Annotated in this window: 10 protein-coding genes; 2 read left to right on the forward strand and 8 right to left on the reverse strand. The window is 45.2% G+C overall.

The features are described 5' to 3' along the window. Positions 1–185 precede the first annotated feature (185 nt). Positions 186–1,070 carry an adenylate/guanylate cyclase domain-containing protein gene (locus tag BGP75_RS04970; RefSeq protein ID WP_076715965.1) on the forward strand — a complete coding sequence of 295 codons (885 nt, stop codon included), beginning with the start codon at positions 186–188 and terminating at the stop codon, positions 1,068–1,070. Positions 1,071–1,074: 4 nt separating this feature from the next. Here BGP75_RS04970 and BGP75_RS04975 read toward each other — a convergent pair whose 3' ends face one another. The 4 genes from BGP75_RS04975 to BGP75_RS04990 form a co-directional block, all read right to left on the reverse strand. After that, the gene (locus tag BGP75_RS04975; RefSeq protein ID WP_076715970.1) at positions 1,075–2,220 is read right to left on the reverse strand and encodes a hypothetical protein; all 1,146 of its coding nucleotides are present in this window, start codon (positions 2,218–2,220) and stop codon (positions 1,075–1,077) included. A gap of 75 nt (positions 2,221–2,295) precedes the next feature. Beyond that, the gene (locus BGP75_RS04980; RefSeq protein WP_076715974.1) at positions 2,296–3,105 is read right to left on the reverse strand and encodes a hypothetical protein; all 810 of its coding nucleotides are present in this window, start codon (positions 3,103–3,105) and stop codon (positions 2,296–2,298) included. A gap of 20 nt (positions 3,106–3,125) precedes the next feature. Further along, on the reverse strand, positions 3,126–3,527 hold the full coding sequence (locus BGP75_RS04985) for a hypothetical protein (protein WP_143820986.1): 402 nt from the start codon (positions 3,525–3,527) through the stop codon (positions 3,126–3,128). Between the two features lie 6 nt (positions 3,528–3,533). Then, entirely contained in the window at positions 3,534–4,685 is a 1,152-nt protein-coding gene (locus BGP75_RS04990; RefSeq protein WP_076715981.1) for a glycosyltransferase family 4 protein, read from the reverse strand. Positions 4,686–5,245: 560 nt separating this feature from the next. Here BGP75_RS04990 and fusA point away from each other — a divergent pair. After that, positions 5,246–7,339, forward strand: a complete 2,094-nt coding sequence (gene fusA, locus BGP75_RS04995; RefSeq protein ID WP_076715985.1) for an elongation factor G — start codon at positions 5,246–5,248, stop codon at positions 7,337–7,339. Between the two features lie 112 nt (positions 7,340–7,451). Here the strand turns inward: fusA and cydC are convergent, their stop codons facing one another. The 4 genes from cydC to cydB all read right to left on the reverse strand — a co-directional run bounded on the left by cydC (position 7,452) and on the right by cydB (position 12,405). After that, positions 7,452–9,215 (reverse strand): thiol reductant ABC exporter subunit CydC, encoded by a 1,764-nt coding sequence (cydC, locus tag BGP75_RS05000; protein ID WP_076715990.1) that lies wholly within the window; start codon positions 9,213–9,215, stop codon positions 7,452–7,454. After that, positions 9,212–10,993, reverse strand: a complete 1,782-nt coding sequence (cydD, locus tag BGP75_RS05005) for a thiol reductant ABC exporter subunit CydD (protein WP_076715994.1) — start codon at positions 10,991–10,993, stop codon at positions 9,212–9,214. The genes cydC and cydD overlap by 4 nt, the downstream gene beginning before the upstream one ends. A 131-nt stretch (positions 10,994–11,124) precedes the next feature. Then, entirely contained in the window at positions 11,125–11,250 is a 126-nt protein-coding gene (gene cydX, locus BGP75_RS05010; protein WP_076715998.1) for a cytochrome bd-I oxidase subunit CydX, read from the reverse strand. Between the two features lie 12 nt (positions 11,251–11,262). Continuing rightward, a complete protein-coding gene (gene cydB, locus BGP75_RS05015; RefSeq protein WP_076716002.1) occupies positions 11,263–12,405 on the reverse strand; it encodes a cytochrome d ubiquinol oxidase subunit II in 1,143 nt (380 codons plus the stop codon). Between the last annotated feature and the right edge of the window lie 9 nt (positions 12,406–12,414).

Genomic DNA, 12,414 nt, shown 5'->3' on the forward strand with positions numbered 1-12,414 from the left:
TGGTTGAGTAAAAGCAGCATATGGACAGAAGGGGATAGAAGAGACAGATAGTGGTTTAGACGATGGACTGAACAAAGATTGGACTTTAAGGAAAAGCTATTCCATTCATCCTATACTCAGACAGGTGATGGTTACTAATCGCATGATCTGGCCTTTAGCTCCAGCAGGCTCTCAGGATAAGTAAGATGCCCGATAATGATACGCTAGACCTAACCCTGCTTTTTGCCGATATTGCCGGGAGTACGGCACTTTACGAGCGCTTGGGTGATGCAGAGGCGCATAGTATGGTGGTGATGTGTCTTGGCGATGCTGGTCGTATCATTAATGAAAACTCTGGAACTGTGATCGAAATAATAGGAGACGAGATCATGGCTTCCTTTGAGTCTGCTGATAGTGCATTAGAGGCAGCTTGTGATATCCAGGAGCGGCTTAACCGAAAAGGTACTATTGCAATGCGGATGGGTTTTCATTCAGGTCCTACGGCAGTGCAGGGAGGGCGTCCTTTTGGAGATATTGTAAATGTAGCATCCAGGATGGTTAATCTGGCCAAGAAAAATCAAATTATTCTATCGGAAGATGCATATAATAAGTTGTCCCGCTATAAACAGAGAAAAGCAAGGTATTTGAATCATATTCCAATTAAAGGCAAACAGGATATGTTTAATATCTATGAGGTTTTATGGGAAGAAAGTGATCATACTGAACTTTTTGGCCATTCTGTGGTTCCGACAGAACCTGTAGTTGAAAAAGCATTTTCCCTTAAATGTTGTGATCAGGTCATCATTCTTAACTCATCCCAAAAGCTCTGTACTATCGGGCGTAGTGATCAGTGCAGTCTCAGGGTTGTTTCAGAGACCGCGTCAAGGTTTCATGCACAAATGGAATATCGTTCCGGTAAAGTGGTGCTAAAGGATCAGAGTACAAATGGCACTTATGTAAAAACAAGAGCAGGAGAGAAACTGTATCTTCATCATGAAGAGCTTACGCTTGTCGATGACAATCAAGTGAGCCTTGGAGAGCCCGTTAGCGAGAATAACGGGCAACTGATCTATTTTAGCTGTGTAGACTGAGAGTTTAACTGCGTACGCGCTTCAGCCATTTTTTGAATCCTCCGAGCCGCTGACCTAACAATGCTTCGTCAAGCATCCGCACCGACTCCCGTATCTGAAAATTTCTCTGTACCTTAGTGAGTGCCTTGACTAAAACAGTATCCCCACTTTTCTTCGCTTCACTGAGGTTTTCTGCCAAGAATGAACCATCATGTTCTTCATACAGTTTAAGTTTTGCTATTTTTTGAGTGACAACCTCATCGGTACATTCAGGGAATGTTGTTGCGGTTATTGCCAGTGCACGAAGGCTTGTCATGGTTCGAAGGCATTTTTCACATTCTCCACAGTTGTATCCCTTATCATGCCAGCAGACCCGGAGAATATTGAGAACGTCAGTATCTTTTGCGATAGATTGAATTTTATCTATACGTCTTGATTCGGCACCGTCATGAATGATCTCTGTGTGTTCATTCCCCCAAAGGTGGTCTGAAACAAAGATTGAGCCATGAGGATACATATCAGCATAGCTCAGACCTGATGCTATATAGCAGCCTTTAAATCCTCCTGCCAGAGCTATGCTGGAAAGGCCGCCTCCAAAACAGATATTCCAACTGAGCCCATATTCGTGTCCCAGGAAGCGTACGTTAGACTCTATTGAATAGAGTTTCTTTCCTCTCTTATTGAGAAACGCTTCATTCTTAGCAAAGGCCATTTCATAAAGGTCTTTGCTGGACAACTGCATATCTATTCCTTTTGAAAACAATAAATAATCAATATTATTCTTGTTTTTAAGAAATGTGTGAGTTCCATCAACACCACCTGAAAAAAAAGAAACGGTAGAGTCGTTTGTTGTTTTTGGCTCTGACTCTATGCCACCAATTATTTCTATTCTATGAAAGTCTTTCTTTAAATAGGGGCCCCATAAAAAAAATATATCCTGTAAAGTATTAATGTTTTTCAGTAGTTTTTTAGATACGGGAATATTTTTTTCAATAATAATATTTTTTCCAGTAAGCATAGCAGGAATAAGGCTTGCAGCAATAAACGCATCTGCTCGTAGTTCCGGAATTATATGTTTTGGAAAACGATACGAAAGATTGTAGTTGTCACAAAAACCAGATAACTCATTGTAATTATCTTCATTTTTAACCTGGATGCTTGTGATGTTCATTTTCTTTCCTAAGTTTCTCGCTGAGAAAACGGGCTCAGTTGGTTGAGTATTAATAATGATTGCTGGGGAATAAATTTAGCGGTAGATTGTACCAACTTTTGTTTCATTTAGTGAGAGGTTTTTCTTACCTCGTACGTGTTCCAGTACATTTCTATCTGAGTACCTGGGTTCCAGGTTGATATCTACCATATGGTCTTCATCGCTTCTTCTCTTAAGTCTCCAGGCTTGTGCTCTCGGAAGATAGGTGTCCACTATTTCAATCAATATCTGCTTGAGTTTATATCTTAATATCTTTTTACTGAGTACCTTCGATAATTCTACTTTCTTATAGTTTTTGGCATGTATCAAAAACTCTTCAAAGAAAGAGAGTTCTTCTTCACTGTGAATTTCTACCTTCTGAATATCTCCTGGTTCTGGCTTTTCCCGGAATTTGAAGTCAATAATATCATTTGTTAATAATGCGACATATGTTCGAATGCACTTCGGACATTTTCCACAGTTAATCTCAGGTTTTTTCCAACAGACCCATAGGTTATCAATTGCTTCTCTATTACTGCATAGGTATTTGATTTTATCAGACCTGTCAGCCTCCAAACCGCAATGAATAAATCGGGTAACCTCGGTTGACCAAAAAGGATCCACCAAAGGGTGTGAGCCAGAGAACATTATTTTTCTATAAGTGGCAGAACTGCTTAAATAAACTGTTTCAAAACCAAGGATCAGCCCTATGCAGGCAAGACATGAGCCAAAATTTGTAAAACGAACCAATCCATAGAAAGACGTAAAACTCTTAAAGTTTGTCTCAACGGCAATAAGTGGTTTTCCTAATCCCTCAGAAAAGTTTCTGTTTTTATTTACCATGGAGGACCAGGTGTTGTCATCCATGGTGAAATCAAATCCATTGATTAATATGACTCTGTCAATTTTTTCAAAGTTCTTAAATAATGTATAGGTTGCATCAACGCCTCCAGAAAAAAACAGGCGACTTGGCTGTTTTCGCTTTTAAGTACCTTTCTTTTAGAAATAACTTTCACTGGTTTGAATATTGGATTCCAGTTTTTATATACCTCTTGAATATGAGGCAAACTGTCCAGTAAGCGAGAGGATACTGTGTACTTTTCGTCAACATAAATATCTTCACCTAATAACATTGCAGGCACAAGTGCTGCGACGAGGAAAGCAGAAGCATCACTTAGGTCGGTGTCTATATCATGTTGAAACCTAAACCATAGAGTGTTGTTGTCGATTTTTGCAGAAACTATCTTTGAATGCCTTTGGTCCTGACAGGAAAGATCAGATATTTGCATTTTCATTTACCTTTTTTGCTGTTTCTCTTCCTTGATGAACGGAGATCTGGTCTTGCTATTGTTGGTTTTCAGGTTTCTTAGATAAAGTTCGATATAATCATCAGTCATACGATCAATGGAGAAATACTCTAATCCATCTCTACAGCTTTCTAACATGGAGTTATATAATCGTTCATCGTTAACAAACCAATTTACAGATTCTGCAATGTTTTCAGCTGACAGACCAGAAAGAGGCATACCACTTTTTCCTTCGACCACTGTTTCCGGTAATCCCCCTTTATTGGAATAGAGGACAGGTAATCCGTGACAACGTGCTTCCAGCGCAACGAGAGGGCAGGCCTCTTTAACGATGGTGGGAATGATGACAAAGTCTGAGTCGGAGTAGAAGGGTTCGGGGTCAGGTTGATATCCGGCAAATTCAACGATGTCATTAAGATCGTTATCTCTTACATATGCCTTCAAATCGTTTAGGATTCCCCCACCTCCTACGACACAGAGTTTAATGTCGTTTCTTTTATAGTGGGTGTGCAGTAACCTGAATGCTTTCAAAAGATTCCATATACCTTTTTTCTTGTCGAGCCGACCGACATATAGAGCTTTTTTAGGTATTCTTTTTCTGGGCTTTCGATAGGTTTCTGGAAGGCAAATCCCATTGTGAATTCTCACAATGCCAAAGTCGCCGTAGAGCTGAGTGTTTCGCTCTGCTACAGCATTGGATACGCAGACTATAGTCTTGGGCATGAGCTTCAGTTTTCTTAAAAAGGCTCTGAGCTTCATTTTCCAGGTAGGGGCACTGGTCGAGCCTATACGGTGTTCAGTGGTAATCCATACTCTGTTTTTTGATAACAGGGTCAGTATCCAGATTTTCAGTGGAGGGTAAAATGAATGAGTGTGGAAAATCACACTGTCGTAGGTCCTGGACAGTCTGTGTATGTTGAGGAGCCAGGAATAATGAGGTAGGCCATCAGTGGTAATGGTAAACTGTTCGTCTTTGGGGTGCGTACTCTCTTCGGTGAACTCTCTATAGAAACAAAAGTGATCAACATTCTTGTCTTCTAGTTTTTGGGTCAATAGCTGAGGAAAGCTATCCCACCAGGAAAATCGGCCACTTGGGGTGTTATAAAAAGAAAAGACCGCAGTCTTTTGGATTTTTTCCATTACCTTCTACTACCTATTTTCCCTGGCCTTCTGGCAATTACAGCAGGCCTGCTAATGTCTATCCGGTATAGCCCCAAGTTTTTGGGTCGTCCTTTTTTGCATCTTCCTTATTAGAGCTTTGTGTCACAAAAAAGGAACTTTAGCAAAAACATGGCTGAGAGTCATAAGGAGGAATTCCTGTTTCAGCGACTTAAGACAGTGCTGTTTGAAGGGGCTGAAATACCTCCAGAGCGATCGCTGATATTTATCCTGCCCTGCTAATGGTTAGGCCAGAGTGTTAAGGAAGCAAGATTTATTCGTGTTTTTTCCAACATAATTACGGCCGTTATCGGAAACTTAACAGGGAGGCGAACAAGGCTTTAATTTTGTCCGCGCCCGCTATTTCGCAGGATCCAGCCCTGTCTTGTTGATGGACACTGACGAACAGATTCAGGTAAGGTCCACTCTTCTTTATCAAACGTGCTTCTTGTCAGCTAAAAGTGGTGCAAACGACTTTAATATCCTGTACCCTAGCGCGCTATTTATTCCGCCCAGAATTACCTGACCTATCGAGTAATGTAATGACAGACCTATCGCTTTATAGAAATATCGGCATTTTCGCGCACGTTGATGCGGGTAAAACCACCACTACAGAACGTATCTTGAAGCTTACCGGAAAGATCCATAAGACCGGTGAGGTACATGATGGTGCGGCAACAACTGACTTTATGGAACAGGAGCAGGAGCGCGGTATTACTATTCAGTCTGCAGCGACTACCTGCTACTGGAAAGACCATCGCTTCAACATCATCGATACTCCTGGGCACGTTGACTTCACTGTTGAAGTATACCGTTCTCTGAAAGTTCTGGATGGTGGTGTTGGTGTATTCTGTGGTTCTGGTGGTGTTGAACCTCAGTCAGAAACAAACTGGCGCTATGCTAACGAATCTGAAGTCGCACGAATCATTTTCGTTAACAAACTAGACCGTATGGGTGCAGATTTTCTGCGTGTTGTCGGACAGGTAGAAAGCGTATTGGGTGCAAACCCGATGGTTATGGTTCTGCCAATCGGTATCGAAGAAAACTTTGTTGGCATTGTTGATCTGCTGACTCGCCAGGCGTTTGTCTGGGATGATTCTGGTCTACCGGAAAACTACGAAATTGTTGATATTCCAGCTGACATGGTTGATCAGGTTGAAGAATATCGCGAGAAGCTCATCGAAATGGCAGTTGAGCAAGACGATGATTTAATGATGGCTTATATGGATGGTGAAGAGCCATCTATGGAAGATATCAAGCGTTGCATCCGCAAGGGTACTATTGCTTTGGACTTCTTCCCAACCTACTGTGGTTCTGCCTTTAAGAATAAAGGTGTTCAGCTGGTATTGGATGCCGTTGTTGACTATCTGCCTAGCCCAACTGAAGTTGACCCACAGCCTCTGACTGATGAAGCAGGAGAGCCGACTGGTGAGACTGCACTGGTATCCATTGATGAGCCATTGCGTGCGTTGGCGTTCAAAATCATGGACGACCGTTTTGGTGCTCTGACTTTCGTTCGTGTTTATTCAGGTAAGTTAGAAAAGGGTATGACTATCCTTAACAGCTTTACCGGTAAGACAGAACGTGTTGGTCGTATGGTTGAGATGCATGCGGATGACCGTAACGAGCTGGATTCAGCTCAAGCCGGTGACATCATCGCAATTGTCGGCATGAAGAATGTTCAGACGGGTCATACCCTGTGTGATCCTAAGTTCCCATGCACCCTGGAAGCCATGATCTTCCCAGAGCCTGTAATCTCCATTGCTGTTTCACCTAAAGATAAGGGCGGATCAGAGAAAATGGGTATCGCTATCGGTAAGATGATCGCAGAAGATCCTTCTTTCCGTGTTGAAACGGACGAAGATTCCGGTGAAACCATCCTTAAGGGAATGGGTGAGCTGCACTTGGATATTAAGGTAGACATCCTTAAGCGTACTTATGGTGTTGATCTGGACGTGGGTCAACCTCAGGTTGCTTACCGTGAGACTATTACTCTGCCGATCGAAGATACTTACACTCATAAGAAGCAGTCTGGTGGTTCTGGTCAGTTCGGTAAGATCGATTACCGTATCAAGCCTGGGGAGCCAGGAACCGGATTCGTATTCAGCTCTACCGTTGTGGGTGGTAACGTACCTAAGGAATTTTTCCCGGCCGTTGAGAAAGGCTTCAAGTCTATGATGGACACAGGGCCTGTTGCCGGATTCCCTGTGTTGGACGTTGAATTTGAACTGTACGACGGTGGCTTCCACGCAGTTGACTCCTCAGCAATCGCGTTTGAACTTGCCGCTCGTGGTGCATTCCGTCAGTCCATGTCCAAGGCTGGACCACAGTTGATCGAACCAATCATGAAAGTTGACGTGTTTACCCCAGAAGATCACGTTGGTGATGTCATTGGTGACCTGAATCGTCGTCGTGGCATGATCAAAGATCAAATGGCTGGTGTTACTGGTGTTCGTATTAAAGCTGACGTTCCTCTGTCTGAGATGTTTGGTTACATTGGTAGCCTGCGTACCATGACTTCTGGCCGTGGTCAGTTCTCTATGGAATTCGCTCACTATCTGCCTTGCCCGAACTCTGTTTCTGAGAAAGTGGTTGCAGCTGAGCTAGAACGTAAGGCGGAAAAAGCTAAGAAGTAATTTAGCAGGCTTGCTTTAATAAGCCCCGATGGCGCAAGCCATCGGGGCTTTTTTTTTGATGTAGAAAAGGTTGTCAGCGTGGGGTCTGTAATCGAATTGCGACTTCCTGCAACTAAAAATAACTCAGCAGATTCTGGTACCGCTTGCTGGTTTTATTCAGCTGTTGATGATTCCCGATTTCCACAACCGAACCGTTTTCTATAATCGCTATGTTGTCCATAGCTTCAAGCATTGTTAACCGGTGAGTAATGAGGATCACCGTACGCTCTTTCATGGCTTCAAGCAGCGCTTCAGTTACCTTGGCTTCGGTTATCGGATCCAGTCCCTCCGTGGGTTCATCCAATATTAAAACAGGAGCTTGCTTAATGATCGCCTGAGCTATGGCGATACGTCTGGACTGTCCACCAGAAAGCCCTCGGCCTGTTTCTCCAAGCCAGGTATCATAGCCGTCTGGTAAGGTGCTAATGAATGTATCCAGCCCGGCGACACGACAGGCATGATCGAGCATGGCCTGGTCTGCTTGAGGGTTGCCTAATAACAGGTTGTGACGAATGGTATTGGCAAAAAGATAGCTATGTTGAGAAACGACTGAGAAATGGCGCCGAAGGTCTTCGCTGTAGAAGTCGTCAATGTTGTATCCTCCGATGGATATACTTCCCTGTTGTGGTTGCCAAAAGCCGAGTAGCAAATGGGTAATGCTGGTCTTACCCGCACCGCTGGGCCCGAGAATCGCTATTTTTTCACCCTGTCCTATGGTTAGATTAAAGCGGTTGAGTACTCCGTTTTTATTGGGAGTACAGGTTTGCGGATCATTATCAGGATAGTCATTATCCCGGTAATCAAAACTTATATTATCAAGATGCAGATCGCAGCGTTGTAGGGCTGGGGAGCTCTTACCTGGTTCTTTTCTACGGGGTTTGGTATCAATAATGCTGAACAGGCGTCGTGCTGCTGTCAGGGTGGTTGAGAGTTGTTCGAAGGCTAACGGCATTTGCAGCACTGTTTCAAAACTGGCCATGACCAGCAATATGAGCATTGCCAGTTCAACCGGCGGTCTTGCTGTTGATGCTACCTGTGGAATCAACAGCCATAAGGATATCCAGACGCAGATGTTGATGACCAGCAGAGTCAGTGCCTGGCTGCTGCTACTGGCCCGGTTTATCTGGCGTTGAAGGTCGGTGTAAGACTGGCTCAGGCTCAAGCAATGATCGCTGTGACGCTCGGTAGCATCATAGATGATCAGTTCGCGCATACCCTGTACTCCGTCTATCAACGCTGTTCGCAGAGCAGCAGACTCTGTTATAAGCTGTTTACCCTTTTTCCGGGTGCGGTTGGCCAGTTGTAATGGAATGGCTACACCGACCAAGAGTAGTGCCGCCAGGGTTAGTCCGGCGATGGTGTGGTCATAGAGGGCGATAATAATAACCACCAGTGGGATACCAATCAGGGCCACAACTGATGGCAATAAAAGCCGCAGGTAGAAATTATCGAGAGTGTCTATATCGGCCTGGATACGGCTGAGCAGGTCGCCACTGTGGTAATTCTGCAATTGTGCGGGGGCCAAGGGTTCTAGCCGGCGATAAAACCAGACTCGTAAATCGCTTAAGAGACGTAACGTAGCATCATGGGTTACCAGTCTTTCTCCGTAACGACCTGCTGTACGTAAAATAGCGAGAAAGCGGATAATGGCAGCTGGCGTAAAATAATTCATACTGATGCCGGCAATCCCTGCAACAGCCATTGAAGCCAGAAACCAACCCGAGATAGACAGCAAACTGATATTGGCAATCACAGTGACCAGAGCTAATAATATGCCTAAGCTCATCCATAGCCATCGGGATCTGGACAGGGCAAGTAAGCGCAACAGGTCTTTCATTCAGGGCGTTTCCCGGCAATTAACCGGGCATAGTGCCCGTTCTTGGCCAATAGTTGTTGATGATTACCAGATTCCAGCAGTAGCCCCGAAGACATCATAAAAATTCGTTCGGCCATACGCACCGTATGAAGGCGTTGTGCAACGACTATGACAATATGCTCTTGCGCATATAGCTTCAGTGACTGCTGAATAAGGTGTTCACTCTCTGGGTCCAGGTGGGAGGTGGGTTCATCCAGAATAAGTACTGTGGACTTTCTAAGAAAAGCGCGGGCTAAAGCAATACGCTGTCGTTGCCCTCCAGACAGTCCTGTGCCCTGTTCGCCAATCTGAGTGTTGTAACCATCAGGGAAAGCATCGATAAAGGTTGATGCTCCCGCTTTTTCAGCTGCTCGCTTAACAGAGTCGAGATCAGCGGCTGTATTACCAAGGCGGATATTGTCGATAATTGAGCCGGAAAATAGCTGGGGAGATTGAGGTATCCAGGCCAGTTGTTGACGCCAGAGGTGTACGCCTAATTGTTGTAATGGTTGCTGGTTGATCTTAATGTGGCCTTTTTGAGGTGAAATAAATCCCAGCAGCATCTCTACCAGAGTGGTCTTTCCGGCACCACTTTCACCAACCAGTGCATAGAGCCCGGGGCTTGTTATATTAATATTTATTCCCTGAATGGCCGGGCGATCCGGGCTGTAACTATAATGAACGTTTTCTAAACTGATACTCTGAACCTGATGCAGAATATTGCTGTTTGATGCTTTGTCGGTATCACTGGCAGAGGGTTGGTCTGGCACATTGGCATTGAGGATCTCCAGCATTTTTTCTGCAGCGCTGATACCTTCCATACGGGCATGGTATTGCGTCCCCAGATTACGAAAAGGTTGGTAAAACTCAGGCGCCAGTAGTAGCACCATTAATCCCATGCCAAAGTTCATTTCTCCCCAATAGAGTCGAAAACCGATAATGACGGCAATCAATGCAATGCTGATAGTGGCTAAGAACTCTAGTGCCAGGGATGATAAAAAAGCGACTTTGAGGACCGAAAGCGTTGAGTGGCGATATTGATCGGCGACCTGCGCTACGGTATCAATCTCTCTACGACTTGCATTGTAGAGCTTAAGTTGCGTGAGCCCCTGAATGAGATCCAGAAAGTGGTTACCCATTCGTGCCAGGGCGCGCCACCGTTGCTGGTTCAGTTGTTCAGCCTGGCTACCAATCAATATCATAAAAAAGGGAATCAAGGGGGCGGTGACCAGAAAGATTAACCCTGACTTCCAGTCCAGTGGAAATACCACAACCAGAATAGCCAGTGGAATGAGAGAGCTGAAAGCGACTGCTGGCAGGTAGCGGGCGTAGTAAGCTTCCAGAGCATCTATACCGTTATGAAGGCAATTGCTAATCTCGGCACTGCGCTCATTATTTATATAGCACGGGCCTAGTTGGTAGAGACGGCGGAGAAGTTGATCACGCAGGCTTATCTTGATACGTGCGGCGCCTTCAAATGCAAGCCTTTCGCTGAAGCGGCTAAACAGTGATCGAGACAGAATCAGCGCCAGCATGGTCAATAAATAGGGTTGGCACTGCTTCAGGGACCAGTCTGAGAACATCACTTTATCGACGATCCAGGCCATCAGGGCAGCCTGGCCAATAAGTAAAATGCCTGCAATAGCCCCCATGGCCACTGACTGGCTGAGTGTTGAACCAGCCAGTGACTTCTGAGCCTTTAACCATCGTTTGTTCTGCAGGTTGTCAGCTGAATTGACTGTATCGGCGTTGTCGGTCATATCTGCACACTCAATCTTAGAACAGTCGGTCCGGCCTTAGGTTCTGCACTGTTACCAGCAGCAGGGGAGCGCTGAGGAGCTTGACGGGTAGCGCTTGTCTGCTCAATCACTGTCTTTTTAGCAACGGTTTATTAGTGGCCAATTGTCTCATCAGCAGCGACATCGTCCTGGTGCTGTTCCACTTCGTACCACATGACGTTGATTACACCTAATGCACAGGCCAGCAATACACCCAGTATCCACGCAAAGTACCACATAGTATTTTCCTTCTAATAAGCTGAATGGTTGTTATCGCGAATTTCATCCACAGTGACCTGTCGCCACATACGGATGTAGCACCAAAGGGTGTAGCTGATAATGATCGGCAGTAACACTGCCGCAGCCCAGAACATGATATTCAGTGTTGAATGACTGGATACAGCATCCCAGACGGTAAAACTACTATTAGGGTTACTGCTGGAAGGCAGGATAAAAGGAAATAGTGATATGCCTGCGGTTAGAATGATTCCGATGATACTGATTGAACTGCTGGCTAATGCTAAAGCTGGCCAGTTTCGGCGAGAGCATAAGCATACGGAGGCTGCTCCGGCAAAACCCAGTAGCGGGAATAGCTGTGTCCAGGGCATATCCCTATAGTTAGTGAGCCAGGCTCCTGTTTGTAACACTACGGTTTTTGCCTGAGGGTCAGGTAATCCATTCAGATCAGGTTGAACAGTAATAAGGTAACCGCCCAATCCCCAATACACCCATATTCCTCCGATCGTAAAACAGATAATCACAATGACGGCAGCCCAGCCAGCTACGGATGCTGCACGGTTGGTTATGGGATTACTGGCGCGTAGCTGTAGCCAGGTAGCGCCATGCATGGTGAACATGGCGGAGCTTACCAGACCGCAGAGTAAAGCGAAGGGGCTAAAGAGATCGAAAAAAGATCCCTCAAAACTTGCACGTAAAAATTCATCCAATGAAAAAGGAATGCCCAGAAAAAGATTGCCAAAGGCTATTCCAAAGACTAGCGGGGGTACGCTGCTGCCGACAAACAGGGCTCTATCCCAGAACTGGCGCCAACGGGGATCAGCAATTTTGCTGCGGTAATCGAAACCGATTGGACGTAGAAACAGTGCAAACAGAACCAGCATCATCGCAAAGTAGAAGCTGGAGAATGCAGTGGCGTAAACACTGGGCCAAGCCGCAAAAAGAGCCCCTCCTGCGGTAATAAACCATACCTGATTACCATCCCAGTGCGGTCCAATGGTGTTGATTATCACGCGGCGTTCATCATCGGATTTACCAATAAAGGGCAGTAGCGTCCCGACACCCATATCCATTCCGTCAGTGATGGCGAAACCGATCAGCAGAGCTCCTATGAGTCCCCACCAGATGAGCTTTAGTGTTTCGTAGTCAAATAACATGATCTGGAC

The organism is Motiliproteus sp. MSK22-1 (assembly GCF_001968815.1).
Taxonomy (GTDB): Bacteria; Pseudomonadota; Gammaproteobacteria; order Pseudomonadales; family Balneatricaceae; genus Motiliproteus.